Origin of the sequence: Bdellovibrio sp. HCB337 (assembly GCF_047302465.1) — a bacterium.
In the GTDB taxonomy this organism is placed as follows: Bacteria; Bdellovibrionota; Bdellovibrionia; order Bdellovibrionales; family Bdellovibrionaceae; genus JACMRP01.
On record NZ_CP178621.1, the window covers coordinates 1,574,749 to 1,601,440 of the forward strand.

The 26,692-nt window shown below is 46.0% G+C and carries 23 protein-coding genes; 12 read left to right on the forward strand and 11 right to left on the reverse strand.

What is annotated here, in order from left to right; translation table 11 throughout:
* Nucleotides 1–37: 37 nt before the first annotated feature.
* Nucleotides 38–1,258, reverse strand: coding sequence for a 3-deoxy-D-manno-octulosonic acid transferase (locus ACLWBB_RS07650; protein WP_413291029.1), 1,221 nt, complete (start codon nt 1,256–1,258; stop codon nt 38–40).
* Nucleotides 1,259–1,305: 47 nt separating this feature from the next.
* Nucleotides 1,306–2,343, reverse strand: coding sequence for a glycosyltransferase family 9 protein (locus ACLWBB_RS07655; RefSeq protein ID WP_413291030.1), 1,038 nt, complete (start codon nt 2,341–2,343; stop codon nt 1,306–1,308).
* A 156-nt stretch (nt 2,344–2,499) separates the two neighbouring features.
* On the opposite strand from ACLWBB_RS07655, the gene ACLWBB_RS07660 reads away from it, so the two are divergent.
* Genes ACLWBB_RS07660 through ACLWBB_RS07695 form a run of 8 tightly spaced genes read left to right on the forward strand, consistent with a single transcriptional unit; the run spans nt 2,500 to nt 13,672 of the window.
* Nucleotides 2,500–3,852, forward strand: coding sequence for a hypothetical protein (locus ACLWBB_RS07660; RefSeq protein ID WP_413291031.1), 1,353 nt, complete (start codon nt 2,500–2,502; stop codon nt 3,850–3,852).
* Complete coding sequence (locus ACLWBB_RS07665; RefSeq protein WP_413291032.1) at nt 3,842–6,142, forward strand: hypothetical protein; 2,301 nt, start codon at nt 3,842–3,844, stop codon at nt 6,140–6,142. Before ACLWBB_RS07660 ends, ACLWBB_RS07665 begins: the two co-directional genes overlap by 11 nt.
* Nucleotides 6,139–7,290 (forward strand): MFS transporter, encoded by a 1,152-nt coding sequence (locus ACLWBB_RS07670; protein ID WP_413291033.1) that lies wholly within the window; start codon nt 6,139–6,141, stop codon nt 7,288–7,290. Before ACLWBB_RS07665 ends, ACLWBB_RS07670 begins: the two co-directional genes overlap by 4 nt.
* The gene (locus tag ACLWBB_RS07675; RefSeq protein ID WP_413291034.1) at nt 7,287–8,309 is read left to right on the forward strand and encodes a hypothetical protein; all 1,023 of its coding nucleotides are present in this window, start codon (nt 7,287–7,289) and stop codon (nt 8,307–8,309) included. The genes ACLWBB_RS07670 and ACLWBB_RS07675 overlap by 4 nt, the downstream gene beginning before the upstream one ends.
* Nucleotides 8,309–9,505: a THUMP domain-containing class I SAM-dependent RNA methyltransferase gene (locus ACLWBB_RS07680; protein WP_413291035.1), complete on the forward strand. Its 1,197-nt coding sequence runs from the start codon at nt 8,309–8,311 to the stop codon at nt 9,503–9,505. The genes ACLWBB_RS07675 and ACLWBB_RS07680 overlap by 1 nt, the downstream gene beginning before the upstream one ends.
* Nucleotides 9,506–9,561: 56 nt before the next feature.
* A complete protein-coding gene (locus ACLWBB_RS07685; RefSeq protein WP_413291036.1) occupies nt 9,562–10,809 on the forward strand; it encodes a TolC family protein in 1,248 nt (415 codons plus the stop codon).
* A complete protein-coding gene (locus tag ACLWBB_RS07690) occupies nt 10,790–11,659 on the forward strand; it encodes an efflux RND transporter periplasmic adaptor subunit (protein WP_413291037.1) in 870 nt (289 codons plus the stop codon). Before ACLWBB_RS07685 ends, ACLWBB_RS07690 begins: the two co-directional genes overlap by 20 nt.
* Entirely contained in the window at nt 11,660–13,672 is a 2,013-nt protein-coding gene (locus ACLWBB_RS07695; RefSeq protein ID WP_413291038.1) for an ABC transporter permease, read from the forward strand.
* Here ACLWBB_RS07695 and ACLWBB_RS07700 read toward each other — a convergent pair.
* Together ACLWBB_RS07700 and ACLWBB_RS07705 are read right to left on the reverse strand one after the other, a co-directional pair.
* Nucleotides 13,669–14,043 carry a hypothetical protein gene (locus ACLWBB_RS07700; protein ID WP_413291039.1) on the reverse strand — a complete coding sequence of 125 codons (375 nt, stop codon included), beginning with the start codon at nt 14,041–14,043 and terminating at the stop codon, nt 13,669–13,671. The genes ACLWBB_RS07695 and ACLWBB_RS07700 overlap by 4 nt on opposite strands.
* Nucleotides 14,040–14,495: a hypothetical protein gene (locus tag ACLWBB_RS07705; protein WP_413291040.1), complete on the reverse strand. Its 456-nt coding sequence runs from the start codon at nt 14,493–14,495 to the stop codon at nt 14,040–14,042. The genes ACLWBB_RS07700 and ACLWBB_RS07705 overlap by 4 nt, the downstream gene beginning before the upstream one ends.
* A gap of 84 nt (nt 14,496–14,579) precedes the next feature.
* Between ACLWBB_RS07705 and ACLWBB_RS07710 the strand changes: the two genes are divergently transcribed.
* The gene (locus tag ACLWBB_RS07710; protein WP_413291041.1) at nt 14,580–15,455 is read left to right on the forward strand and encodes a LysR family transcriptional regulator; all 876 of its coding nucleotides are present in this window, start codon (nt 14,580–14,582) and stop codon (nt 15,453–15,455) included.
* A 102-nt stretch (nt 15,456–15,557) separates the two neighbouring features.
* Nucleotides 15,558–16,901 (forward strand): hypothetical protein, encoded by a 1,344-nt coding sequence (locus ACLWBB_RS07715; RefSeq protein WP_413291042.1) that lies wholly within the window; start codon nt 15,558–15,560, stop codon nt 16,899–16,901.
* A 61-nt stretch (nt 16,902–16,962) separates the two neighbouring features.
* On the opposite strand, the gene ACLWBB_RS07720 is transcribed toward ACLWBB_RS07715, so the two are convergent.
* The 5 genes from ACLWBB_RS07720 to ACLWBB_RS07740 are packed head-to-tail and all read right to left on the reverse strand — an operon-like array spanning nt 16,963 to nt 22,293.
* Nucleotides 16,963–17,586: a glutathione S-transferase family protein gene (locus ACLWBB_RS07720; RefSeq protein ID WP_413291043.1), complete on the reverse strand. Its 624-nt coding sequence runs from the start codon at nt 17,584–17,586 to the stop codon at nt 16,963–16,965.
* Between the two features lie 24 nt (nt 17,587–17,610).
* Nucleotides 17,611–18,828, reverse strand: coding sequence for a c-type cytochrome (locus ACLWBB_RS07725; protein WP_413291044.1), 1,218 nt, complete (start codon nt 18,826–18,828; stop codon nt 17,611–17,613).
* Between the two features lie 34 nt (nt 18,829–18,862).
* Nucleotides 18,863–20,290 (reverse strand): hypothetical protein, encoded by a 1,428-nt coding sequence (locus ACLWBB_RS07730; RefSeq protein ID WP_413291045.1) that lies wholly within the window; start codon nt 20,288–20,290, stop codon nt 18,863–18,865.
* A 48-nt stretch (nt 20,291–20,338) separates the two neighbouring features.
* The gene (locus ACLWBB_RS07735) at nt 20,339–21,013 is read right to left on the reverse strand and encodes a hypothetical protein (RefSeq protein WP_413291046.1); all 675 of its coding nucleotides are present in this window, start codon (nt 21,011–21,013) and stop codon (nt 20,339–20,341) included.
* A gap of 11 nt (nt 21,014–21,024) precedes the next feature.
* On the reverse strand, nt 21,025–22,293 hold the full coding sequence (locus ACLWBB_RS07740; RefSeq protein WP_413291047.1) for a hypothetical protein: 1,269 nt from the start codon (nt 22,291–22,293) through the stop codon (nt 21,025–21,027).
* Nucleotides 22,294–22,662: 369 nt separating this feature from the next.
* On the opposite strand from ACLWBB_RS07740, the gene ACLWBB_RS07745 reads away from it, so the two are divergent.
* A complete protein-coding gene (locus ACLWBB_RS07745) occupies nt 22,663–23,457 on the forward strand; it encodes a S1 family peptidase (protein WP_413291048.1) in 795 nt (264 codons plus the stop codon).
* A gap of 97 nt (nt 23,458–23,554) precedes the next feature.
* Here the strand turns inward: ACLWBB_RS07745 and ACLWBB_RS07750 are convergent, their stop codons facing one another.
* Nucleotides 23,555–24,706, reverse strand: coding sequence for an endonuclease/exonuclease/phosphatase family protein (locus ACLWBB_RS07750; RefSeq protein ID WP_413291049.1), 1,152 nt, complete (start codon nt 24,704–24,706; stop codon nt 23,555–23,557).
* A gap of 137 nt (nt 24,707–24,843) precedes the next feature.
* On the opposite strand from ACLWBB_RS07750, the gene ACLWBB_RS07755 reads away from it, so the two are divergent.
* Nucleotides 24,844–25,761, forward strand: a complete 918-nt coding sequence (locus tag ACLWBB_RS07755) for a hypothetical protein (RefSeq protein ID WP_413291050.1) — start codon at nt 24,844–24,846, stop codon at nt 25,759–25,761.
* Here the strand turns inward: ACLWBB_RS07755 and ACLWBB_RS07760 are convergent.
* Nucleotides 25,745–26,671, reverse strand: coding sequence for an RluA family pseudouridine synthase (locus tag ACLWBB_RS07760; protein ID WP_413291051.1), 927 nt, complete (start codon nt 26,669–26,671; stop codon nt 25,745–25,747). The genes ACLWBB_RS07755 and ACLWBB_RS07760 overlap by 17 nt on opposite strands.
* Between the last annotated feature and the right edge of the window lie 21 nt (nt 26,672–26,692).

Below are 26,692 nucleotides of genomic sequence, written 5' to 3' on the forward strand. Positions count from 1 at the left end.
TTCATTCTGGAACAAGCTGCAAGGATTTTTATGTTGTTTATAAATGCTTTTCACACCACTCAACGACGTACTGGCTTGAGTGTCTGTGTTGAGAGAGCTCTTGACGAAGACTATCAGAAAAACCTTGAGGCATTTTTTCAATCAACTTTGTAAGTTCCACTTTCATGGCGGTGATGTCAGTAACTTCGGTCACGACAAATTGGCCGATCAAAGTTTTCTCTTTAAACAAAAGAGCTTCGCGGTTGTTGTGATGGAACGGTCCTACGATTACGGGCAGACCCGCAGCTAGAGGCTCCATCACACTGTGCACTTGCTTTTTGAAAGAGCCGCCGACAAATGCGAAGTCTCCCCAAGTGTAGAGCTCGGCCAAAACGCCAATTTCATCAATAATCAAAACGTCTTCGCTTTGCCAAGAAGAAGCTTTTGAATATTTACAATAGGTAAGGCCCAGTGCTTTTAGTTCAGCCTCTAAAGGCTGCATGTGACCTTCGTTGATCTCGTGAGGCGCTAAGACCATTTTGCAACGAGTTTTTACTTGCGCAAATGCAGGGAGCAAAACTTTTTCATCTTCAGGCCAAGTGGAACCAGCGACTAAGACGGGACTAGCTTTCGAAGGACGAAGCTCGTTTTTTATGACCTTAGGATGCGCCAGACGATGGAAAACCTGATCAAAGCGTGTGTCACCATGAACGTGAACTGGGACCTGCAGGCCTAAACGATCCAGCTGTCTGACATCTTCCGTAGAGACACAGAAAATTTCTGACAATTGACTAAGAGCCCAGCGAGTCACTTCGGCAGAGAGGCCCTTTAGACGTGAACTGTTGCTGGCGAAAGTCGCCGAGAAAAGCAAACTTGGAATGCCTTTTTGGTGGCAAGCTTCTGCCATTACCGGCCACACATCGGTACGGGCGATCAACAAGCAACGAGGTTTCCAAGTTTCTAAGAACTGTTCACAGTTTTTTTGGAAATCCCAAGGCAGTGCTCCCCATGCATCAACATCTATCAAAGTTTTTAAAATCTTTTTTGCAGACGGTGAAGAGAAGGTGACGATGATTGGAGTCTGAGGATATTTGTTTTTAAGCTCGCGAATGACGGGGCGAGCATATTCAATTTCGCCACTGGCCGCATGAATCCAGAAAGGTCTTTTAGAGGCAATGTCTTTTGCGGGCTGATTGCTTTTCACTTCAAAAAAAGAGGCGTTTTTATCTTCAACCATCTTGCGAGCTTTGCCGCCTAAGATCGGGCGCAGCGCCTGCAAAAGGCCAAAAGCAAAAGGGTAAAGAAAGTATCGATATAGCGGCGCTATCACAAGAGCGATCCTAATTTTGCCCGCACTTCTGCGGCGACTTGCTCTGGGGTGATGTCGACAAGGCATTGATGGTAAACCTTATTTACGCAGGGTCCTTGGCCATGTTTACTGCAAGGACGACAGGACAAATTCAGCTCCATGATTTTTGTACTAGTGCGAGAAGGAAACCCAAAAGGAGCAGGCCCCATGAGTGCAATTGTTGGTTTGCCAAGCTGCTCTCCGACATGCAAAAGGCCCGTATCATTGCTGACTAACACTTGCGCTTTTTTCACGAGCGCCGCGCTCACAGTCAGGGGCGCTTTGCCAGCAGTGTTGAGTATTCTGTCGGGGGCGATTTTTTCGATCTCTTCGATAAAACGATCTTCCGGACCGCCTAACAATAAGAAATTCACGTCAGGCATTAGTTGAATCAATTGCTTGAAGTGACTGACAGGCCAGCGTTTTAAAAAGTACGCAGCAGACGGTGCTAAGGCGACGTACTTTTTCTCTTTCCAAGTGCCCAGCAACGTATCGGCTTTGCTCAGGTCCGCTTCGTCGATAAAAATCTGCGGTGTTTGTGGCAATGCCTTTGAAATATTCCACGGAGTCAGTGGTTCCAGCAAATCTCTTTGCCCCGAGAACGGTATTTCGTAAGTGTTTTTATGAAGTCTAAAAAGTAAAAATCTTTTCCAGCGTTTTTGCGAGCGGCGAATAAACAGCGTCGAGCGGAAAAGTCCCAAGCGCCAGTACACAAATCGTGAGCGCAAGTTGTTATGCGCATCATAGATGTGGGTGTAATGATTCTGACCCATGAGACTTAACAAAGACCACAAGCCTTTGAGTCCACTCTTGCGATCGTACTCCCAAATGCGATCAATAGCTGGATGATGCTTCAGAAGAGGCGCCATATCCTTGCGAGTAATCCACTCGATTTTTGCATTGGGATACGCTTTTTGGATGGCCGAAGGAATGCTAAGACTTTGAGTCACATCCCCGAAACTAGAAAAGCGAATGATTAAAAAACGGGCTTCCGCACCGTTGGTTTTTTCAGCCATAAAGGGACTCTAGCAAAGAACCCCCAGGCTGGCAAAAGCCAAGCGCCAAAAAAGGGCACATGTCGGTATTTTAACACCCAGGGCGCAAAACAATGCCTTTGAATGGGGCTTTTGTGGGCATGCCTTTTGATGAATAAAGACCCGCAGGGAGAAACCATGCGGAACTGGTACGTCTTATCTTTAGCACTTTTAGCCCTTTTTGGGGTGGAAATCCTGGCGAGCTCCGCCCAGGCCCAAGTGCGTTCAGATCTCCGCTTGTTCTCGGATTCCTTTATTAGCCCATCCTTTGAAGCCAATCAAAAAACCAACTATCAGTTTGTCGGCATGAGCTTAAAAAGCTCTCCATATACTGATGAAGCTTTAAAAATGGATATTGAAGGAGCTGTGGCCTTTGGTGCCCCGCTTTTAAACTACTTAAATATTTCTGAGGCCTATTTCCAGAATAAACAATCCGACACCGAGCAACTCATTATTGGCAGAAAGCTGATGGATTGGAATGAGCTCGATAACCGTTGGGACTTTGGCCTTTGGCAGCCACTTTTCCAGTGGAATCCGTTGAACGCCGAACAGCAAGGTTTAACGGGGCTTTTCTGGCAAGCAGAGCGTCCGAGTTATTCGATTTTGATGTTTGCCTCTCATATTTTTATTCCGAATCAAGGTCCTACTTTTGAAATCTCTGATGGATCTTTTGTTCGTGGGAATCCCTGGTTCCGCAGACCGCCAGAGTCTGTACGTATTTTCGAAGAAGTGACCCAGGTCGATTATAATTTCGAACGCCCTGAGAGTGCCCAAGTCGTTTTTCAAACAAGTTACGGAGCGCGCTTGAGTTTTGGCTCTGCAGAGTCCGTGAAAGCGCAACTTAGCTATATGTACAAGCCTTCGAACGAACTTGCCATTGGTTATGGCGGGGTTTTGGATACTAGCCGCCTACGTGGTGTAGTGGATCTGAAGCCGCAATCTTTCTATCATTCTTTAAGTGGCTTTGATTTCTCTCATCGTTTGGGAATGTTCCGTTACGGCGCGAGTATTGTGATGGATCGTCCACAAAAAGACCTGGAGTTTGAAGAGAAGTGGACTCATCCCACCTTCGAAGATGCTTTGCTAACAAGTCCTTTTGTAGAGTTGATTGGCAAGCAATTTACTTTATCACTACAGGCTCTGAATATCACAGGTGGAGAAGTTACTGAAATTGGAGATATGGCAAGTGCCGATCGTGCGCCGTTGACAATGCGCTATCCGTTCCAGCAAGCAGTGAAAGTGGCATTAGAGACACGCCACGTGTTGAAGAACCAACGTCGTTTGACCTCTCGTACAAGTTTTACGACAAGCCAGACGAATGACTTTGATTATTTACAATTTAAAGTGAATTACCGTCTTTCGTCTTCGTGGGCGACCTTTACTGAGCTTGAACTTGTTCGCGCAGGCGAGTTGACGGCGCAAAATCAAAATGAAATTGCCCAGTATAAGAACCTAGATCGTTTTATGGCAGGAGCGTCTTATGTTTTCTAAGCGCAGCTTGAAACAAACGATGTCTTGGATGTTGACCACTCAATTTTTGTGGGTTGGTGCATGCTCATATTTCTTAGATGAAAAACGTCAAGAACCGCAGACGATCGAAATGTCGAATGCGAAATTTGCTTGTTTGCAGTCTTTGCCCGTTGAAATTACGAAGTTTGTTCGCGGCGAAGTCAGTGACGGCGACATCCAAAGTGGCTTTAAGTGTGCTCAGGATGCGTTGACCTATTTTAAGAATAAAACCAAAGGAACCTATCCAGACGCGTATACCATGGAAGACCTAAGAAACTTCTTTGGTAAGTACTTCTTAAAGAAGAACAACGTAACTCCTGCCTTCGCAGCAGAGCTTTTCAAATTGAAAAAAGTGCTTTTGGGCGGATCTGAAAAGTCGATTACGAAGGCTGAGATTCAGAAGCTCGTGGAGCTCTTAGAGGTCATCAAAGTGCAAGCGGTTGCGACGGCTCCACATATGACGACTTTGATGGGACAAAAGAAGGGCGCTTCGTGGGCCGAAGTCAATCAAGCGACTCAACAATTGCAAGGTTCTTTGCTGTTGCTTCTTAAAAACGTCGATATCGTGAGATCGGACTATAGCTTCGTGGATCTTAAAAAATTCATGGATGGTTTGGACAATTTTATCAATGCGACCGAGCCATTTTACCTGACGGAAAAATTAGGTAGCAATATTCCTCTGTTGGAAGCTATCAAAAACGTTCTTGTTGGTGAAGACGTTCGTTTAGACAATCTGAATGATTGGCAGACCTCGTTGAAAACAGGTGTGGGGCTTTACAGAACCGCTCTTCGCTATCGTTATTTCCTGCAAGGCCAGGATATTGACACTCCAGCCGAAGTCGATGTTTTGATCATGATGGCAAACGAGGTCTTTGACCTTTTTGAAGAAAGTTTGCCTATGCAGCATCAAGGCGTGATCTCGTTTGCTGCAATTGACAATTTATTGAAACAATTAGAACTCAAAAAACTTTTACCGTTAGGGCTGACAGCGCGCGGGCTTGAAGAAACTTATAAAAAAGTCGTGTTGCGCATGTTGGATCCACAAAGGCGGGGCGACGCTCGAGGGCTTTTGTCTTTAGAGCGTGTTCATCTGCAAGTATTAAAACATGAAGTTAAAATCTATCAGATTCAGCAAAGCTTTACTAATAGCTTGAGTTATGATGCCAGCATGTCCGTCAGCGTGAGTGATATTGCTGCGGCAGCAAAGAAATTCTCTCTTAGTGAGTATATTGAGAAAAACTTGAAAGTAGACAGTCTTGAGCAGGACTCTTTGAAAATAGCGTGGGAAGATTCTCTAGAATTGTTATTAAAAGACCGGCCTGTTTTCTTTGATAGCCTAGGTCGATTGATCATCGTGGGTTCTCCTCTGAAGCAGCGTCAGACGTGGGCTTCGTTGACGAAATCGAACGTGATGCGTGCACTGACTCGATTCTTACTTTTGGGATATGGTGCAAAGAAAAGTACTCAGCTTTCTCGTGAAGAGATGTCTCAAGCGGGACTGGAGCTTTGGTACAAGGACTTCAATCAGTTGGGAACAGATTTAAAAGCGTTTGACCCAAGAAGCGACAATGCCGGTGCTCGAAGCTTCAATGAAGCGAATTTCTTCACCTTCAATGGTAATGGTGATTCGATCATGAATTTCCATGAGACTTTTGACTTCGTGAGCTTCCTTGTTGCGGGTGGAATGACTTCGGCTGAAAAGCTGCGCCAGGATTCTCTGCAATGTATGGTTTTAGCTACCAAAGACGTCTTCGGTTATCCGATGATGCGCGAGTCGTGCTTTAAAGCAAATATGCGTAAGAACTTTGGAGTTTATTTCGGGAACTTACCAGGAATGGTGCGACAAGTGCTTGCGATGAATGAGGGCGAATGGGATCAGTTCTATGGCAACTTGCTCTCGGCGGCGCGAATTTCTCCGGCGAGTGGTGGGCTTGTTGAGACGGCCGATATCAGAACGGCTGTTATGATGCTTCATTACACAGAGAGCTTGATGAGTGTTTATGATCTTGATCAAAGTGGTAAGCTGAATAAAGAAGAACTCCGAGGTGCCGCACCAAGATTCTTAGAATTCATGAAGCAGGTTGCCCCGGTAAATGCTAACTTTATGGTCAGAGATTTCTTCTTGTTCTTGGTTTATAAGGGTAAAAAGCCCACTTTATGGGAATACACTTATTTCCAAGGCGAGAAGGCTTTTGGTAGCCTTGAGGATGCAGGACGTGATAAGATTCTGCAGGTATTCAAGGTTCTAAAAGACGAGGCGGCAGCAGAGTGATTTGGGGTTACATAGTAATTGCGTATTTAAGTCTGTTTGCCTTGGGCATCAGCGATAATATTCGCGGTCCTTTATTTCCAGAAATTTTACAGAATTTTGCGGTGTCTGACACACAAGGCGCCGTGTTCTATGCCATGAGCTCCTTCTTTGGCTTCTTGGGCAGTTTCCTAGTGCGATTCCTGCTTAAAAAATGGAGCCGTATCCGCAATATGCAATTGGCTCTTTTGATGATGACGGTTGGCTTAGCAGGGATGGGAAGTGTGACTCACTTCTCGTGGTTGCTGTTTTTCTCAGCGATTTTTGGGGCCAGCATGGGAATCACCGGCGTCGTGCAAAACATTTTGGTAAATGTAGGCTCTTTGCCACAAAAGCGACAGCAAATGCTTTCGGGGTTGCATGCGAACTATGGAATTGCCTCATTCTTGGCGCCTTTGGTGGTGGCGGGCGTGAGTGCATGGTTGGGATCGTGGCGTTTTGTTTTTTATATCGTAGCCACAGTGCCTTTTGCATTGCTGCTAGGAACTTTCTTTTGGAAAGATAATCAAATTTCTGCGGCGCTTGTTAACAAAGAAAAGTTAGAACCACCACATCCGCAAACTCGCAGAGATCACCTGGGACAGATTTTTTTAGCGGTCGCCTTGGGTTTTTATGTTCTGGCAGAAATCATGGTTTCATCCCGTTTGCCGTTGTTTGTACGTCGCGAACTCGGAGTAAGTCTTGAAGAATCCAGTTACTATTTGACGGGATTTTTTGTCTTTTTGCTGGCGGGGCGTTTGCTTTTTGCTCTATACCATTTCCGTTGGCCCCTTCGGCATATGCTTTCGGCATTTTTGTTTTTGTCGGCGGCGAGCGTTGCGTTGGGTCTTTTGAGTCATCCGTTCTTTTTAGCCTTGTCGGGGCTATTTATGGCGCCGTTCTATCCTTTAGCGATGGTTTATGTCTCTAATCGCTATGAGAAGAACATAGACTCGGCCGTTTCCTACTGCATGGCCTTGCAGTCCTTCTTTACCGTGGCGATGCACGGTCTTGTTGGTTATTTGACAGACCTGTATGGGATCCATGTAGCATTGTGGGTAGGGCCTATGGGGCTTGGCGTTTCATTTTTGTTGTTGAATAGTTTTGAAAGGCTTTTTAAAAAAGAATCATGAGATATTTTTTGCTAACTCTCATTGGATGCCTTCTGTCTTGCGTTTGTATGGCGCAGACGAAGTCCTTGGCCTTTGATAATGATTGGGCCCGGGGCTATGTGCAGACTATTGATAGTGCAAAAACTTTAACTGTGATTTCAGCCTACTCCGAGTTTCGCTTGGGTGAAATGTTGGTCGTGCAAAGTCACGATCCTGGCCAGGATATCATCGGTTTTGTTCAAGTCGAATCCATTGCGACCAGCGGAGATGGACAGTTTATTTTGAAAGTGCGTCTGGTACGTCACTCGAAATATGCGATGGTTCAGTTAGGGGACGTGCTCTTCCGCATGGACTTCAATACCTTCCATGAAGAGTATAAAGGGACGACTGAGCTTATCATGAAGAACGAAGACCCGGATTCTTCATCAAGCTATCGTGGTTTGATCTTCATGGGTTTAAGTGCCGGTGAAACTGCACAAACTTTAAGAAAATACGAAACTTTGATCAGTATTTTCGGCTACCTTGATTATGGTTTTACCTCGAACCTGACCGTAGGGACAATCCTCCCAGCTGATTTTTTATCAGCACCGAATATTCAGGCAAAATACAAATTCCACGAATCCGACTCCAACATTTTCACATACGGTATGAACTATTTCTGGTCGCCCGAGAGTTCTACCGGCGTAGTCAATGCGACGTTTTTTTGGGATTCGATTTCTTCAGAGAGTGTGATTTCTCATACGAACTTAACTTTGGCTTTGGCAAGTTTTGACGAAGCCAAAAATCTGACAGCCCTCAAAGGAGCGGGAACGAGCTCTTTGCAGTCAGGGTATGAGTTCATCTTGCAGGATTGGAATCGTGTTCTGGTGGGTCCGAGTTATAACTTCGAAAGTAAAACGGTCGGTGGTTACGTTTCTTATGTTTGGATTTGGGATCACTTTCACACCCAGCTGGGTGTCAGTACCACCGATATCTCGAATCTGGTGTACAACGTTCAAGACGGTTATTATCTGAACTTTGAACTGTACTGGAGATTTTAGTGAAAGAGCAAAATCTGTCCAGGTTCTATATTTCGTGCAATCTTGGATTTGAAGAAAATCTTGCCGCAGAAATTCGTGAGTGCTGGCCGTGGCTGATCGAGATCACGGGGCAAGCCAATCAGTCGGCGGTGCCCGAGATGGTTTTTGAAAAGGGTGGCGTTTTAATCACGACCTCTTTTGAGCTCGGTGTGCAATTGAATTTCTTTTTAAAAACAGCGCACAGAGTTTTGTGGCGTCTAGCGGAATTTAAGGTTCGCGACTTTCCAAAACTTTTTGAAAAAGTTCAGAAGATCCCTTGGAATAATTATTTGGCAAGTTCTCAGGTCGAGTGGGTAGTTGCTGCCAGCAAATCGCGTCTTAATCACGAAAAACGTATTGAAGAAACCTGCAAAGATGCGTTTTCTAAAATTGCGGCAAAGATTCAGGGAAATGCGACGGCGGCCTCTGCGGTTTATGTACGCATCTTTGACGACCTTTGCACTATCAGTCTTGATACCAGTGGTGAAAACCTGCACAAACGTGGCTGGGGGGCGCTTAAAGGCGAAGCTCCGCTGCGTGAAACTTTGGCTGCATTTTTACTTCGTGAATTCATCGGGGATGAGCCTCCGGGGAAAATGCAAGAGGTCACATTGGTAGACCCGATGTGTGGCTCTGGGACTTTGCTTTTAGAAGCTGTCAGTCTTTGGCTGCCGGTTTTCAATCGAGATTTCTCGTTTTTGCAGTGGAAAAACACGCCGAAGATTTTCAAGAGCCCACTTCTTAAGAAGAACTATAAGCTGCTGGCAACAAAAACTCCTTTTAAAGCCCATCTTGGGTTTGATCTGGATGAAAAAACTCTTTTGGCAGCCAAAGAGAACTATAAAACTCTGCAGGAGAAGGTCGACCTTCCCGCAACAGATCTTCGTTTTGAAAAAGAGAATCTATTTTCTGGGGACCCGCGCAAACTGGGATCTGTCTGGTCTATTTCCAATCCTCCTTATGGCGAGCGCCTGCACGTACAGGGGCAGGACGTCTTTTCGTATCAAGATCTCATCAATACGATGGCGTCAAAGTTTGGCTCTGAAAAAGTCGGGGTTCTTCTTCCGAACAAAACAATGGTTCGTAGTCTTTTAGCTCCTTCTGGGCTGCGTAAGGTCAAAGAGCTGCCATTTAGTAACGGCGGGCTTGATGTGGTGTTCCTGGTTTTCTCAAAATAGGGTCTAAAGACCTTTTCGGGTTGCCATCACCTCAGCGGCTTTATATGCTTTTTGCCATGCTCAAACTCCTGACGATTGTAGTGATATTCGCATCCTCCTCAGCGCAGGCTTTGTCGCTTCCAGAAGCTGTGAGCCTGGCCTTGCAAAACTCCAACACGATTAAGCAAAGCGAATATGATCTGCAACGTGCAGATCTTTCGGTCACTCAGAATCGCGCAGCCTTTTTGCCTTCGCTAGATTTAACCGCGGATTATTCCTACAACCAAGCAAGCCCGAAAACTCGTCAATACGAGTGGGACAGTGCTGCGGCTTTGGTTCTTTCTGAAAATCTTTACGACCACGGTGTCAGCATTCTTAATTTTCAAGCGTCCAAGGATCGACGAACCTTGGCGCAGCTTGATTACCAACGTGAAAAGTCCAGCACGATCTTAAGAACCGCACGTTTGTATTTTGATGTCTTAAAATCTTTAGCCATTGAAGATCTGCAGAATAAAAATACTTTGCAGGTCGAGAAGGTCTATAAGCTGATTAGCTCCCAATACCGTCAGGGGATGCGTACTCGTCAGGATTATTTGCGTTTTGAATCTCAATTTCAGCGCTCGTTGATTTCTCAGACTTCGGCGCAGCTAGATTCTGTTCGTGCTAAAGAGGACTTGAAATCTTTTTTGAGCTTGCGTGAAGCACCGATGGTCTATGAAAACTACCGAGTTCGTCCACCGATTCCGAGTGCTTCTGAGTTGTATGAAGTTGCTCGTAAAAGACTGCGCTTGTCGGTTCGTGAATCTGAAGAAGGACTGGCAAAGGTAGAAAATCGTCCCAAGATCGATCTTGTCGCGAAGCTTGGCTATGGCAGCGATTCTTACTATCAGAATGCGGGCAGTTGGAACGACAACGACCAAACATTTTTGACGGCGGGAGTGGTCTTTCGCTGGAATCTGTGGGACTGGGGGCAACGCGCTTCCGTTGTAAAAAGCGAAAGATTTTTGACTTTAAAAACCGAATCCGAGACCTCTCAAGAAGAACGTGATGCACTGGCTGCGATTGTAAAGCTTGAGCAGGCTTTGAAGACGATTCAACTACAGTACGAAATCACCGAGAAGCTTTTGAAGGTCGAACAAGAAAACTACAATGCTACTGAAAGAGATCTTCGCCAAGGTCAGAACAACTATCTGACTTATTCAACTTCACTCTCAGATTTGATCTCGAGCCAAATTCAAAACATTCAGACAGAGTACAATTTAATTTTGGCTCGTTTAGACCTCGGACATCGTAAAGGATACTTGGATGAAAGCATTATTAAGTAATAAGCATGTTTGGGGTGTGTTAGTTGCCTTTGCTGGGTTGTTTGCAGTGATGCATTTTACTTCTGCCAAAGACAATAAGACCACAAGTGGTGTCGTTGAAAGAGGAGATCTCGTTCAACGTGTGTCTTTATCCGGAGTCGTGCAGCCGGGACACAAAGCTTTTGTGGTCGCTCCTTACGCAGGATACGTAAAAAAGATTTACGTCAAAGTTGGCGATAAGGTGAAGGTCGGGGATCCGATTGTTTCTGTGGCGCAATCTCTTTCTAATTTTGAACAGACGTTTCCTTTGCGCTCGCCAATCTCGGGACGAGTAGTGCAAGTTCGTAAAAATGAAGGGGAGTACGTAAAGGCCAATGACACCACCGACTTTATGGTACGTGTGGATGATTCGTCTGAAATGTTTGTGAATGTGAACGCGGCAGAGATTGACCGCGTAAAAATTGTCGAGAATCAAGAAGCCAGTCTTAAGCCAATGGCTTTAAGTCACAAATCCTACAAGGCAAAGGTGGTCTCTTTGTCTTTGGCAGCCAATGATAAGGACCGCTGGGATCGTTCAACGGTTGTAGAGTTCCCAGTGACTTTGCAAGTGACCAATCCCGATGCAGAACTGCAATCGGGAATGACGGCTGTGATCGAGATTATTACTTTCAAAAAAGAAAAAGTCCTGATGCTTCGTCATGAGTACATCTTTACCGAGGGTGAGCAAAGCTACGTCCTTTTTGAAAATGGCAAGAAGCAGATTGTTAAAATCGGCGCGACTAATGAAGAAAAGGTTGAAATCCTAGAGGGCCTTAGTGAAGGTGATCGTGTTCAAAAAGTAGACTTCACAGCTTTGGCGGAGACCGAGTAGATGAGTTTTATTTCGGCCAAAGATCTTTACTTCGCATATCCAGGGACTGAGCAGCACGTACTGCGCGGCTTGTCCTTTGAGATCGAAGAAGGATCTTTTGTCGCGATTCAAGGTCCTTCGGGTTCTGGAAAGTCCACGTTATTATACTTATTAGGTGCTATGAACCGGGTTCAATCCGGAGATCTGCACGTGGCAGGTAAGGACTTGAACCAATTGGATCGTTCAGAGGCCGCCCTATTTCGCGCCTCTCAAGTGGGATTTATTTTTCAGCAGTTCCATCTTTTGCCGCGCTTAAGTCTGCTCGACAATGTCAAGCTGGGCGGCCTTTATCCGTTAGAGATTGCAAAAGACTCGCAGGCACTGACTGCAAGAGCCGAAGAGCTTTTAAGTGACTTCGGACTTTCTGAAAAGCGCCATCAGCTTCCAAGTAAAGTATCTGGGGGACAGCAGCAGCGTGTAGCGATTGCTCGTGCCTTGATGCAAAAACCGGGTTTGATTTTGGCCGATGAACCAACAGGAAATTTGGATACGCAAAATTCCAAATTGGTTTTGCAAGAGCTTAAAAAACTTCATCAAGAAGGTCACACGGTGGTGTTGATCACCCATGATAGTGAAGTGGCTCGCCAAGCCGATCGCATTTTACACATTCGCGATGGACGCCTGGAATCAGAAGAGGTTCTAGTTCCGTCTCCTCAGCGAACGAAGAAGCTTGATCAGGCAGTACCAACATGGAAAACCACGTCTTATAACAGAGAGATTCTGACCTACTTGGCGCAAAACGCCTGGAACCAGCTTACAGCAAATAAAGTCCGTTCGTTTTTAACAATGCTGGGTGTGACGATTGGTGTGGCGTCCGTACTAGCTATGATGACGTTGGGTAGTTATGCCAGGTCCAAGATTCTAGAGGGATATGCCGAGATGGGTGTGAATACCTTTCTTTTTTACGGCAATCCGAAGTGGGATCTTCAGACCAAAGACGTTAAAGGTAGTATCTTTACCTTCTTTAAGTGGGATACGGATATTGTTCCGTTAAAACGCGTTTTTCCAGAGATCAAGCGTATGGCTCCGGTGCTGAATGGCTGGGATGTGAATGCCGTCTTCGGTGGACGTACAATCAATGAAGATGCGCGCCTGATGGGTGTCAGCGAAGACAGCTTTTTGATTTCTAAACGAAAATTAGCCATCGGAAATCCGATCAATACGTATCACGTTAATAACCGTAGTGCCGTTTGTGTTATCGGGTATGAGGTTGCAGAAAGATTGTTTTCAAATGCTCTTCCTTTGGGACAGATTTTATTTTTAGTCCAAGACGATCAAGAAATTCCCTGCCGAGTGATCGGTGTTGCTGCAAAGACGTCGAGTCGTAATGAATGGCGAAAACCCAATCTCGAAATTTACGTTCCGTACACCTATTTCCAAGCTAAAAACAAAAAATGGTGGTCGACACAAATTCGTCAGATCATGATTGAAACGGTACCGTCAGCGTCATCGGAAGCTATGGGAAATGGACTTAAAGCCTTTTTCGGAAAGAAATACGGTACAACCGCTAAATTCCGCGCGGACTCGGACGCGGTCCTTGTTGAACAAATGAATCGCTTTTTAAATATCTTTTCGGGCTTCTTAGCGGCGATTGCGTTGGTTTCCTTAAGCGTAGGCGGGGTGGGGATCGCCAATATGATGTTGGTATCTCTGAACGAACGTATTCGTGAGGTTGGCTTAAGAAAGGCTCTAGGAGCCACAGACAGAAGTCTTCGTTATTTGATTCTCATGGAGTCAGTCCTTATCTGCGGACTTGCGGGTCTGATAGGTCTTGTGATCGGTTTCTTCTCTTATCAAGTGATCGTATACGCGGCGACTAAGTTTGTCAGTAAGCTTCAATACGAATGGATTTTCAATCCGATTGCTTTGATTATCTCTTTTGGCTCTATCGTTGCCGTCGGAATCTTGAGTGGTCTAATACCTGCAATGAGAGCCGAAAAACTTGCTCCCATGCAGGCACTTCGTACCGACTAGGTTTCAGGCCATGGGTGTCTTTCGCAGGTAAATGTCTTTAACTCCAGCGTTTCGCCAATGCTTGGTCCGGAAATGAACGCTGGCCATCTCGTGTGAAATGGCGAGCATCCGTCAAAAGAATAATCTTGTTCTTTAACGATATAAGTATATTCGACATTGCATATGCCATTTGTATATCCAACGTCATCTTTGTCGGAATGATCTTGAACTATGAGTTTTCCATCTTTGTAGATTTCTACATATTCAAGCTCACCTGATGTTTTGTTTTGGACGAGTTCTATTCTCCACTCTCCGCGAATGCAGGTGCTATCTGCAAAGGCGGGTAGGGAAAAACTAAGTGTTGCAAAGATTGCGAGAGCTGCGTTTTTCATGGCTGCTCCGGAAGGCATGCGGCTTCGCTAAGACTGAATTCGCCAGAGGTAATGACTTTGGTGTCTTTGTGATAAGCGTAGTCATCTGAAGTTCCTAATAACTCATCAGTGGCTTTGAAATACTTATTAATAACGAAATAGAGGATATTTTGATCAAGCGATGCGTGTTGTGAGCTTACTCTGTAATACGTCGTTGGATCCGGCATTCCCCAGTTCGATGCGAACGAGGCTACAATGCCTTTCTCAGAAATCGCAAGGCCTCGTTGGCCATGAGATCCCTCAGGGCAAATAGTTTTTCCGAAAATGGCCTTTTTGAGTTCTTTAGAAGCGATCAAATCCTCATTGCGAATACAGGCGTTCTCAAAAGGGTCGGGAGGATTGCATTTAGCTTGAGCGACCTGCGAAGCTGTCATGACTAGTAAACCGAGGGCTAGGGTTATAAGTGTTTTCATTTTTGTTCTCCTTGTGAACTGAAGACCTTTTACAGAATCTTTTGTGATTGCAAAAGAAATGAAAATGAAATAAACATTTCGATTATGGAAATATTCGAATTACGTTACTTTTTAGCAGTGGCTCAGGTTGAAAACGTCAATAAAGCGGCTGAAAGCATCCACGTTTCAGCTGGATCTTTAAGTAAAGCCATTTCAAGACTCGAAGACGAGCTGCAAACACCGCTGTTTTTTAAATCAGGTCGCGGTATTCGCCTTACGCCCGAGGGGCTGATTTTAAAGAAGAAGGCCACGCAAATTTTACAACTGGAAGAAGACGCGCGCCTAGAGCTTCGCGGAAAAGAAACGGGAAGCCTCAATGTCTTTGTTTCCTCAGAAGAAATCTTACAGACTCACTTTGGCTCAGATCTTATTAAAAAAATCACGAAGCTCTATCCCAAAGCAAGGGTTCAGTTCTTAATCCGCTCGGATGAGCAGGCCATCGATCAAGTTATGCAAGGGGAAGTGCATTTTGCCTTTATTTCGTCGGACGCGCCTGCAGAGTTGAAATCCAAAGTCGTTGCCAAGGCTGAATTCAAAGTTGCTGCCTCACAACGGCATCCGCTTTTTAAAGATTATGGAACTACAAAGTCCATTCCTGTCGAGGAACTGGTGACTCATCCTTTCGTAACACCGGACTCGGCGGTATTAGGAAAGATCGCGAAGTCAGACTCCTTGGATGGTTGGCGCGACGACAAATTCCCGCGTCTGAATAGATTTAAAGTCTGCGGTTTAAAGATGATTGAAAACCTCATCGACGAGGGAATGGCCTTAGGTTATTTGCCGAGTTACTTTATCGAAGGTACTGATCTGAGGGCTTTGAAAGTCAGCGGTTGCCCTTACACTTGTCAGCAAACCATTCGTTTAGTGTGTAAGGATCCGGAGGCCTTAGGTTGGCTTTCAAAGCTTTGGGACTCTATATAAATGGTAGAGTCTTTTTCGCCCCTTTAAAACCTGGCACAGGCGTTGCTTAGGCCTCCAATGGTGCCACTTTGTCTGTCGGCAAATAATCTGGAGGGGTTCTTCATGAAATCACTAGCGTTTGTTTTAGCTTTAACTTTGAGTAGTTCAGCGTTTGCTTGGACTTCAAGCTTCGGCTCTGAAGGCCGCGATGGTAGTAACGGTCGCGATGGCGATTCTGGTCGCAGCGGGCAGTCTGTTTTGATCCAGGCTCATCAGTCGGGTCCTCAATCTTATTACCTTGATGGCAGTGACGCTGGCCATGCTAGCCCCGGTTATGATGGCGATCACGCTACCAGCTGTTATCAGCGCCTTGAAGAGAACGACATGGAAGGTGCTGACGGCGGAGACGGCGGCAGTGGTGGTAACGGCGGTCGCGGTGGTGATGGTGGCGATGCTACGATTTACTACACAGATACCGCTCAGCTTAAAAAAATCCTGATCTTTGCAACAGGTGGCCGTGGTGGCGAAGCTTCTTGGGGTGGCCGCGGTGGTGAACCGTGCCGTTGTACCGAGACTCGTTGGGTAGTGCCAAGATGCCGCGAGGTCGTAGACCAAGCCGGTAACAAACAAAGAATTTGTGATCAACAGGACACTTATGTATGCCGTGACGGCGATCGCGGTCGCGATGGCGCTCCGGGTACTCATGGTTCAGAAGGTTCTTTGGGGTATGTGACTCTGATTAAATCAAAGACACCACTTCAAAGTGAAAATACCCAAATGCAAGTTTCTCTTAAACAATTTGGTACAAACCGTGTAGCAGATGCTGTTTTGACAGAAAATCTCTTTACTCGCAGTAGTGGTATGTTGTCTTTGCTGGCATCAGGCTCTCGCGTTTCTGACACATTTACTGAGTTTGTTCGCCGTGCGGTTGAAAATGTACGTGTTGTTTGGGACTCTAAAAAACCCGCAAGCTCATACAGCGGCAGAATCTCAGCTTCTATCAGCAATGGTGGTGTAAGCTTCAACGTTGACACCAACGAAGTTCTTTTGACAGAACAGCGTTTAGAGAATGGTGTACACACTCTTTACATTCGTGATGCGTACAATTTGTCAGAGTTTGCGATCTTGGGAATTACAATGGAAGGCAAAAAGAAAGACACTGTAGTTCGTATTAAAGGTGCATCGCCAAGATTGGATCTTGTCAGTGACAGCGTGCATGTGACGGTGTCTCGTAAGCGTTTGCTTTTCGGCCACAAAGAAGTCTTTAGTCGCATCGTGGATAGTGCTTACATCCAAAAAGTAGGCGGGGACTTAATAGTGAATGTCGGTAAGTTGCCAGTGATCGAGCCTGAGGATACTTGGAAAGACAAAAAAGAAGTGAAGATTGAAGTTTCTATTGTCCGCCGAGTGAAGGGTAGTGATGAGACCATCGAAAGAAAAGCGGTCTTCTTCAACGAACAAAAATAATAAAAAAACCGGCAGCTAAAAACTGCCGGTTTTTTCTTTTAGAATCCAAAGAAACTAAAAACTAGAGCTCGCCGCGAAGTTGAGAAACCTTCACCCAAGCTGGGCGAGATTTAACTTCAGCAAACCATGCTTTGATATTTGGGAACATCGACATATCCAATTTCAAACCTGTCGCGATGTTCACAGCAGAAGCCGCCATCAAATCTGCAACTGAGTATTTGTCACCAACCAGAAATTTTTTGTTCGTCAAAGACTTCTCAAGCACTTCAAGAATGCCAGGCATTTGCTTTTCACGACGCTCAATAAGAGCCAAGTCCTTTTTGCCCTCTGGAACAAAAAGTTTTTGAACAAGGATGTCAACCATAGGTGGCTGAGCCTCTGTCATCGTCCAAAACGCCCACTGTTGAACCAAAGCCTTTTCAGTCGCATTTGTACCCAAGAGCTCAGGCTTGTGTTTTTCAGCGAGATATTGAACGATCGCGGCCGATTCCCAAAGCGCAAAACCGTTGTCGACCATGCATGGCACTTTGCCATTGGGATTTAGTTTTAGAAACGGCTCTAATTTGTGTTCGCGTTTTGCCATCATATCTAATGGCATGACTTCATAAGAAAGACCGCACTCTTCAAGCATAACAAAGCAGCGACCAGCGCTGCTTCGTGGAGAACCATAAATTTGAATCATCATATCCTCACGCAAATAGCATCAATATTACTGTGGAGCCCCTTGGTCCACCCAAGCACTGATCCTATCGCGCTGAGCCTGTGGTAACAAGCCGCCGGTTGGCATTGGATTGTTCGCGTTATTAACGCGAGTTTTGATATTCTGAGCTGCGTTTCTTGCAGCTGTGTAATTCGTCAAATCCAGGCCGCCTGCAGCATTGCCGGCACGATGGCAGCTATTACAGCTATTGGCAAAAATACCGCCATTAGCTACCAGAGACGCGTAAGTCACAGCTCCAATAGGTGTTGGAGTCGGTGTAGCCGTCGGAGTTGCTGCTGGAGTCGGTGTTGGAGCTGGTGTTCCACCAGGGTTTGGGGCACCTGAAGTGGATTTCAAGCTTTGGTATTCAAGAATAATAGTGTCTGTAGTTGCTGGAGTTACGACCGCCAAAGCATTCGCAAAGCCCGCCGCCAAATTTACATCTGTGGTCGCAGTGATCGTTGTATCGATCGTACTGTAAGTGGTGATGTTACTTTGGAGCTGGTCATTGATATAGACATTGAGCGCTCGGGCAGAGTAAGAGCCTGCTGCCGCATTCTTCAAGCGTAATGTAGGATTTCTAAATTCGTAACCCTGAGTCACGTTGGCAACAACGGCACGACGGATTTCAATACCCGCAACTAACGGAACTTTTCCGTTACTTTGAGTTTCTAAGTCCCATTCCATACGCACAAATGTTGTTGCAAGGTTCGCAGCGACCGCTTTTCCAGTCGATTTCACAACGAAACTTCCTGCAGGAGCTCCGCCGCCACCGCCAGCCTCAGATAGACACGTAGTATAGCCAGTCTGAGCTGCAGACCAGAAACCGCTGATTTCATCAATGCGAGCTTGGTTGTGGGCTCCCGTCGTAGGAGGACGGTGATTACCAGTGGATTGTGAATTAATAAGGGCCATGCCTTTAGAAGCGAAAGAGCTATAAGAAGTCGCCGCATCACTAACGGCAAAGTTACCGTTACCGCCGCCGCCAGGCACGTGGCAGGCATTACAAGTTTGAGAAAGGAAAGGGTGGTACGTGTTTTTATAAACATTCAAGAGGGCATCTTCACAACTTTCTCCCGGAGCGCGAGAGAAAAGCACAGAGCCGCCGGTGCTTGAACCGGTGAACTGGCCAACGACGAATCCTTCGCCGCAGTTATTGAAGGCTATAATGCTAACAAGAGCGCCTAAGGTCCAAAGACCCACTCTCATATTAAATATCTTTTTCAAAGCCCATCCCCCTCGAAAGTACGTCCCTTAAAAACTATGCAATCTTAACAACCTTTGAAAGCTGGTTCGCATCAAACATGCGACCGGCTACGCGTTCAAACAAATCCATACGTTTGTTCGCGGCACACCAGTTTGCAAACACCGCTGCAGCAGCCATTTCTGGATTTCCTCCAGTCAAGAAAGTCGTGTCTGCAGCTTGGTTGTTATTGAACTGACCAATTTGGAAGTCTGAAACTGCCGGACGACCCGCAGGGTTGTAGTACAAGATGTATGCTACACCATTCGAGCCGCGATCGCCTTGCCATACAGCTGCGCGATCCGCAGAATCTGGACTGAAGACGGATCCGTCAGAGACCACGTAGATGAATACAGGTCTTTGCAGAACCGCCGCACTTTGCAAGATACGGCCGACAACAACCCCCGCATCTTGGTCACGATTGTCACCCGTCGTGCGAGTATTATCGTGGTAGTCATAACCGCCAAGCTCAAGGCTTGATACGCCGGCTTGACCCACGAGTGAGTTGTAAATCATAGAGCCAAAAATCAATTCACGATTGTTAGCGGCCGTGTTTGCAGCAAGACCCCAAACTTGGGAGTAAGTCGCGTTTTGGCGTGGATCAACAATGCCTGCTCCTTTTTGAACAACGTCCGCATTTTTAATTCCGGCGCAGTCCAAAACTTTCTTGATGCCTTCGCCACCATTGACGGAAGCAAGCTTACGGCTTTGTGAAGAGTTCATATTACTCATCAATTTTGCCAAAGAATTTTTCTGAGCAGCATTGAGTGCCGTTCCCAAAGAAGCACTATAACCGATAGAAGTTAACAACGCATTATAGCTGTTAACAACCAACGGAGACGGAGGAGTCAGAAGTGCTGGCTCCATGCGAATACCGGTTTTGGTATTCACGCGTCCTAGGTTTGGCAAGTTGGTTCCCATAAGACCGGCTTTTGTGATGGCCCCAGAGAGATCAAACTTGTTAGAAGCCGTGTCGTTCTGAGAGTCACAAGGAACTCCGATGAAAGAGGTATTTGCCAATGTTGTGGCAGCAGCTTGCGCGCGGACTCCGACAAGGAATTTACTGATCAGGACGCCATTGGCGTTGGCACCCGCAAAAGGTGCATTCCCGAATTCACGCACGATAGGTACTTGATTATCGCCAAGACCCAGCTTGCTATAGCTTGAAATCGGCTCGCGAGCGGCATTCATAGGCACGAAGTTGCTGGCCATCGCAGCACCGCCGGCCAAGTTGAGTGTCACAAAAGGAATCAAAGTCTCAGGAAGAGGGCAGTCCATCGCAGTTTGTGCGTGGGCTTGATTGCCCAAAATCAAAGACATCCAGTTCGGCACCATCATTTGCGCCGCAAACGGAATGATCCCTGCAGAGAGGAAGTCACGACGGGTTACCGGTTTTGCGTGTCCGGTTTTAGCCCACATAGGTATTTCTTTTTTATTTTTACTCATCTTCTCCCCCCGAAGAATTAAGCAAGGAACTTAAATCTAAAAAACCAATTAATATGAAATCGCATCCAAGCTCGAAAGCATTGCGGCACATGTGCCCAGTATCAAATTGTTCGTGGATGCAGCTTGCGTTCGTACGTTCGCAGCCAAGGCATTAATAAAATCCGTTTTAAATGTTGCCATCAACGCTTGTTCTTCAGTCGTCTCCAAACGACCCCAGAACGAGCGCGCCATCCCGCGAATTGCCGTGTTGTAAGCGACATCAGAGACACTCGCGACACCTGTCGTGAAGTTGATCCCGTTGAAGAAGTTGCGACTACCATCTGCAAGAGCTTTTTCTTGCGTAAGAAGGCTGTTGCAAACTTCGCCTGCCAAGCTCGTAGAGCCCAACATCAACGGACCATTCATCATACTTAGGTCATTACCTGCAGCCAACGCACCATAACGACCGCTATATTCAGTCAATAGGGCGTTACTAGCCACTGTCGTGTTTGTCACTTTCATCATGGACACTAAAGTTTGTTCTGCAGAAAGTAGGGCAAATGGGAGCCCTAGTTTTTCAGAATTTACTTCCTCTTGCTCAGGCAAAGGACCGGTGCTTCCTAAAGAAGCGGTATCTTCAGTACCTTCATTCAGAGCTCCATAGCGTCCGCAGTTGTTGAAACTCAACACTGAGGCAACTGTTAGAGGCAGAACTACTAGAAATAATTTTGTATATTTACTCATGGCCTACCTCCTTAGCTTCCCAAGCATTCTGGTTTAGTTGAAATAGATTCGAAGAGAGATTTAAGCTTGTAACCAGATGTTTCGAACTCGTCGCCCCACTTTTTAAGAAGGTCGCGATTCTTCACAGCATCCAGTTCTTTGCGGCATACTGCCTTGAACACACGTTTTGCCATACATTGGCTGAAGCGACGTGAGTTCGCTACGACAGTACCGAAAGCTTTCACGCCGTTACCACCAGCTGCAGCTCCACGCCATTCGAACATTTCAGCGTTCGCAGTGCGGGTAGCATGATTCACGAAGGAATCATTCGTAGTGATGTAACCAGACGGGAACACCGTATTGTTTTTATTCATTTTGGTCACGATCCCTGCAGCGTCGCTTGCGATTGTATAGTTCGCAGCTCCACCACGAGTATTGACAGCAGAGTGTTTGATGCCCATGCCATCATAATCCCACTTTGCAAAAGCGCCGCGGAATCCGTCCATCACAGTGTGGCAACCTTTACAAGAAGTTTGGAACTTCATGTGATCGCCAGCAGGGAAACGGTCGATGTCGCGACCGATACGAGCATCGGAAGCACCACCATCAGCCCACTCACTCAACGGAACACACATAAATTCGCGGAACGTATATTCCACCAAGCGGCGGTTAGTTCCCATCAAAGCGTGTTCACCCATGAAAGTTCTTGAAGTCAAAACACCCGCAGGGTCCGGACTTGCAACCGAAGCGGTTGCGCTTGTCGCAATGACTTGTCCCTCAACGCGTACCAGGTTTGCAGCGAGGTCTACGCGGTTGGTTTCAAGATCTGCATAGTGATTATTTGAAATCAGCAAATCAGGAATCAAATTGGAACGAATATTTGTTCCGCTTCCCTGATAATAGAAATTACCTGTGAGAAGTTCGCGAGCATCGGTCTGATCGCGAGTGACTCCAATGATGCCTGCAGCAAAATCATTGAAAGGTGTTTTAATTGTTTCATCACGAGTTGAAAGTTCCATAGCCATCAACTTAACAGTGATGTTGTAGAAATTAGGATCTTTCGTGGCTTCTTGTGCAGCCCCTAAAAGGTTTCCTTTACCAATCATATCCGCCATTTGCGCGATGATTGGACTGTCTACTGGAAGTTTTGTACCCGTGATGCGTTCATATAGCTTGCGAGCTCTGCTTTCCATTGCAGTTGGCTCACCGGCGCTAATGTTCGGTTTCACCTGCCCATGAGCTGGCGAAACAAACGCGCTAGTAACAGATAGTACTAATAGTGGTAGTACGATGAACTTCATTCCCCCTCCGTTCATCAAATGGCCTATAAAGTACATTTTTACCTAGAGCGGGGACATTGAGAACAAAAACCACAAAGCCTTCTCATATTGGGATCTTAGTCGTTAGGGGTGTCTAAAGTTTTATGTGCTAGTGCCTAAATCATGGGCACTCAGTTCTGTCATGCGATTTTTGAGTTTTTTTATTAATTTTGAGGCTAAACCTCGACAAACCAAATCAAGCTTTGTACAAGACCCCCGCGACCGGCCATTTGTATCATGCTGGAACATGATTTAAAGATCTTCGTTTGTTCCAACTTTCGTCAAGAGGGTGACGTATACAGGACGGCTCGGTTTTAAAGCTTAGTTTTAAGCAAGAAAGAGGGAGATTCTATGAACTTTAAATTTTTGTTCGCAGCAACAGCATTGGTTTTGGCTGCATGTGCGAAAGATGCAAACAACACAGGCTCTGTAACTGCTCAACCAGCTTCTCAAGTTGGTGTGTTTGGCGGTGATGATGTAAATCCTAACGACATCGTTGCAAGAACGACTGTGGGTCTTTACAACTCACGTGTTGGCTTCATATGCACTGGCTCTTTGTATGGCTCTAACATGATCCTGACTGCGGGACACTGCCTTGAGGGCGCGCCTCAGGACCTAGAGGTTCGTTTCGGCGTAGATATGAGAGCTCCATTGTTTGTTCGCGCAGTTATCGCTGGCAAAAGAAGCCCTCTTTACACAGGCAAAATCGGTCCAAACATGGCTGACATCGCGGTATTGAAATACGAAGGCACAATTCCAACTGAATATGGCTTCCGTTCAGTAAATCTGTTGAAAGACTACCGTCTATTGAATAAGGGTACTGACATTGTAGCAGCTGGCTATGGCATTAAGGGTCCAACTATGGGTCACGGTTCGGGAACTCTTCGCAAAGTTACTTTGGAAGTACAAAATCCTAACTACTCTTTGACCGAAATGTCTGTGAATCAAGGTGTTTTCAAAGGTGTTTGCAATGGTGACTCAGGTGGCCCTGCATTCTTAAAAGGCACTGATGGCAACTTGTACCTTTGGGGTCTTACAAGCAATGGTGCTGGTATCCCAAAAGTAAGAGCTTGTATGTTCCGCTCTGTGTTCACAAGAGTGGATGCTTACATCCCATGGATTCTAGAATTAGCTCGTACTCTTTAATCTGAGATCGATTCTGAAAATAAAAAAGGCTCTGAGGGTAACCCAGAGCCTTTTTCTTTTTTAATTCAAAAACTATCGAGAGCGACCGTTCGTTTCTTTATTTTGCGGCTGCCGCGGGCGTCGCAGCAGGTGTCGCCGCTGCTCGTGGTGCTAAACGAGAGTAGAGCGGGAAGTGATCCGCAACACCTTCTTTGGTTTCAGGCTTAAAGCGCTTTGGAATTTTACCCAAAAGATGAATCGGGTCTGAGTTGATAACTTTAATAGACTCTGTATCCAACTTGTAAGGAGCTGTGCCTTGCTCGCCTAGGTTTTTAGAGAATAGCTGCACGTCTAAAAACGACCAGTCTTGGCGATAGTTGTGAGTGCCTTCGCACTTTTGACAACCGACCAAGTGAGACACCATTGCTACTTCAGAGAATTTCTCTGAGAAGAATCTCGTTTTATCTTCTTCGGTGTGAGTGATGTTGAGATCACCACTCGCTACAACCATACCCTTCGCGGATTTTTCTTTGATAAGTTTGCTTAAGAACGCAACGGACTGTTCACGCCAGTAAGTTGGATTTGCTTGAGACGGGAAGTGAGCCCCCAAGACCGTCAGATTTTCGCCAGTAGGAAGTTTCAATGTCACTTCCAAAATGCCACGTGACCTGAACATCCAAATTTTGTCTTGATCTGTTTTTGGCACGTAAGGAATTTTGTGAAGCTTCGGTTTTCCTACCATTGGGAAACGCGACAAAATACCGATATCGATTCCGCGTGTGTCAGGCCCTTCAATCAACTCTTGAGTTTGGTAGCCTGCCTTCGCAAGATATTCCTTATTGAGTCGGCCAAGAATGCGGTCATTCTCTACCTCTTGCATAACCAAGATGTCTGGCCCTTGACCGTCAACACCCATGATAATTTGCGCGACGTTTTTTAGCTTCACGTTTACAACGTCATCGTTCCAGTCAAAGTTCATGCACTCATCTCTGTAATGAGGCTGAGGGATCTTATCGCAGACGGCTTTGTGCTCGGGCGTTTGCTTTTTAGCCACCGGCATATAAGCGTAGTCCTCGCGGTTCTCGTCATGAATATTGTCGAAGAGATTTTCAACATTGAAATTCATGATGCTGATTTCGCCAGGGGCTTTTGGCTTTTCTACGACGGCTGGAGGTGCAGCCTCTTTGGTGGTCGGAGTGCCGCAGCCAGTAAGGGAAATCGTGGAATAAAGTGCTAAAGAAATGGTCAGAAAAGAGAGTAATTTTTTCATAGGGCCCAGCATCCGAGATATTTTTACGGGGATCAAGCCCTAGTTCTGTCAGGAATTCATTAATTCCAAAGTGTTGCGTTGTGTCGAGTGACTTTTTATGGCATAAGAGCCTGAACTTTTTGCCACGCGGGGGAAACATGGCTTTACGAAGTTTTTGGGCACTCTTAGGAATTCTTGTTCTATCTGCAACAGTTCACGCGCAAGAGAGCAGTACGACAACAGCTGTCGGCACTAGCACTCTGCAAACTAGTCCCGATCTCGGTCCAACTTCTCCATGGGGCGTTTCTTTCTTCAGCATCGGTTCGCTTTCTCAGAAGCAAGTTGAAACCGGTGGCTCTTCTTACGGACTTAATGGTTACATCGCACTTAACTACAAACTTTCTAAAACAAAACGCGTGTCAGTTCGCCCGGTCTTCAACGTGAACTCTGAAGGTCTTGATAAGCGCGGCAGCCGAATCGAATCTGGCTCAAGCCTTGGCGATGCTCACTTGGTTTACTCTGATTACGAACTTGCAACTATTGGTGCAGCGGGTGTTTCTTCAAGCTTCAAACTTTACCTGCCAACAAGTGAGTTTTCTCAGCAAATTCATACGATCGCAAAATTCCGTCCTGAAACTTTCATCAGCTACGATATTGGTTCTTTCTCTTCAATCACTTGGGTGATCAAGCCAGACTTCTTCATTCAATCTCAAACTTCATTTGAAGACAGAAAAGCTCGTCCTCGTAAAGACGGAACATATCCTCGCAAAACAACTCAGCTGGCAGCTCTTGAGCACTACTTGGAGCTTGATGGCAACATCAACAAGTACGTTTCAATTAAGCCTTCTGCAGGTTTTAAAGAAGATTGGTACAATTCAGGTGGCGCTGCTTTCTTGCCAGCAACTCACAACACGAACGCGAAATTGGCTTTGGGCTTGGACATCCGCCCAGTCAGAGGCTTGAGCTTCACTTTGATTGCTGAAAACTTGGTTCGCGTATCTAATCGTAAAGACGCAGTGAAGTTCTTCCGTCCGGAAGATAACAGCTTGGTCTTGATGACTAACGCTTCACTGTAAATTCAAATTCTAGAAACTTTAAATATTCGGCCTCGAGATCAATCATCTCGAGGTCGTATTTTTTTGGGGCACCGTACATGATGTCTCCGCAGATCGGAGCGCCCATCGTTGATAGCTGCGCACGGATCTGATGCGTGCGACCGGTGAGCAGCTCAACACGAACCTCTTGCTCTTGGTCGTCTTTAAAATCTCTGACATCAAAAAGACGAAGGTGGCATTCCTGCCAATTTTCTTTAGCTTCAAGGCTGACCACTTTTGGTGCGCGCGGAGACGGCTCCATATAGTGAGTGTAGAGACCTTCTTTGAGTTTCAAGCCGTGAACACGGGCACGATAGATCTTTTGGACGCCACGCTGTGCAAGTAGGTGATTGAAAAGGGGAAGAAAATCTCTGCTTTTTGCCAATACTATAAGGCCACTAGTGGGAACATCCAGGCGGTGAGTGATAAAGATTTCTTGTTGCAGATGATCGGAAAGATACATCTGCAAGTTTTCTCGGCAGTTGTCGACACTCGGATGGACAGGAAGGCCTGCGGGCTTATTGACGACGATGAAATTTTCATCTTCGAAAATGATTCGCTCTTTCCACTGATAGTTGTTGTGAGGAAAACGGCGCGGTTTGGTGTGAACGCGAATATAATCGCCCTCAGCGATATTTTTATCACTGAGTTGGCGTTGTCCCTCGAAGTAAATGCTTCCTAGTTGCAGGAGATCTTCGAGTAATTCTGCTGACAGATTAAGCTCACTCACTAAAATCTCTTTCAGTGAGCCGGACTTAGGACTGAGGATGTGTTTAACACCATACTCAAATCCGTTATTATACTGATGAACTGGTTTGTTATCGCTGTGCATGACCTTTAAATGTAATAGCACAGCGTGACGATTATGTTCAAGTGAAGCAATCAAGGACATATTAGGAATTGAAGGAGCACA

What these genes read in the sequence shown, in the direction of transcription:
- ACLWBB_RS07655 (WP_413291030.1), bottom strand. Translation starts at nt 2,343, where the DNA reads ATGGCTGAAAAAACCAACGGTGCGGAAGCCCGTTTTTTAATCATTCGC.
- ACLWBB_RS07660 (WP_413291031.1), top strand. Translation starts at nt 2,500, where the DNA reads ATGCGGAACTGGTACGTCTTATCTTTAGCACTTTTAGCCCTTTTTGGG.
- ACLWBB_RS07665 (WP_413291032.1), top strand. Translation starts at nt 3,842, where the DNA reads ATGTTTTCTAAGCGCAGCTTGAAACAAACGATGTCTTGGATGTTGACC.
- ACLWBB_RS07675 (WP_413291034.1), top strand. Translation starts at nt 7,287, where the DNA reads ATGAGATATTTTTTGCTAACTCTCATTGGATGCCTTCTGTCTTGCGTT.
- ACLWBB_RS07685 (WP_413291036.1), top strand. Translation starts at nt 9,562, where the DNA reads ATGCTCAAACTCCTGACGATTGTAGTGATATTCGCATCCTCCTCAGCG.
- ACLWBB_RS07690 (WP_413291037.1), top strand. Translation starts at nt 10,790, where the DNA reads ATGAAAGCATTATTAAGTAATAAGCATGTTTGGGGTGTGTTAGTTGCC.
- ACLWBB_RS07695 (WP_413291038.1), top strand. Translation starts at nt 11,660, where the DNA reads ATGAGTTTTATTTCGGCCAAAGATCTTTACTTCGCATATCCAGGGACT.
- ACLWBB_RS07700 (WP_413291039.1), bottom strand. Translation starts at nt 14,043, where the DNA reads ATGAAAAACGCAGCTCTCGCAATCTTTGCAACACTTAGTTTTTCCCTA.
- ACLWBB_RS07705 (WP_413291040.1), bottom strand. Translation starts at nt 14,495, where the DNA reads ATGAAAACACTTATAACCCTAGCCCTCGGTTTACTAGTCATGACAGCT.
- ACLWBB_RS07710 (WP_413291041.1), top strand. Translation starts at nt 14,580, where the DNA reads ATGGAAATATTCGAATTACGTTACTTTTTAGCAGTGGCTCAGGTTGAA.
- ACLWBB_RS07715 (WP_413291042.1), top strand. Translation starts at nt 15,558, where the DNA reads ATGAAATCACTAGCGTTTGTTTTAGCTTTAACTTTGAGTAGTTCAGCG.
- ACLWBB_RS07720 (WP_413291043.1), bottom strand. Translation starts at nt 17,586, where the DNA reads ATGATGATTCAAATTTATGGTTCTCCACGAAGCAGCGCTGGTCGCTGC.
- ACLWBB_RS07730 (WP_413291045.1), bottom strand. Translation starts at nt 20,290, where the DNA reads ATGAGTAAAAATAAAAAAGAAATACCTATGTGGGCTAAAACCGGACAC.
- ACLWBB_RS07735 (WP_413291046.1), bottom strand. Translation starts at nt 21,013, where the DNA reads ATGAGTAAATATACAAAATTATTTCTAGTAGTTCTGCCTCTAACAGTT.
- ACLWBB_RS07740 (WP_413291047.1), bottom strand. Translation starts at nt 22,293, where the DNA reads ATGAAGTTCATCGTACTACCACTATTAGTACTATCTGTTACTAGCGCG.
- ACLWBB_RS07745 (WP_413291048.1), top strand. Translation starts at nt 22,663, where the DNA reads ATGAACTTTAAATTTTTGTTCGCAGCAACAGCATTGGTTTTGGCTGCA.
- ACLWBB_RS07750 (WP_413291049.1), bottom strand. Translation starts at nt 24,706, where the DNA reads ATGAAAAAATTACTCTCTTTTCTGACCATTTCTTTAGCACTTTATTCC.
- ACLWBB_RS07755 (WP_413291050.1), top strand. Translation starts at nt 24,844, where the DNA reads ATGGCTTTACGAAGTTTTTGGGCACTCTTAGGAATTCTTGTTCTATCT.
- ACLWBB_RS07760 (WP_413291051.1), bottom strand. Translation starts at nt 26,671, where the DNA reads ATGTCCTTGATTGCTTCACTTGAACATAATCGTCACGCTGTGCTATTA.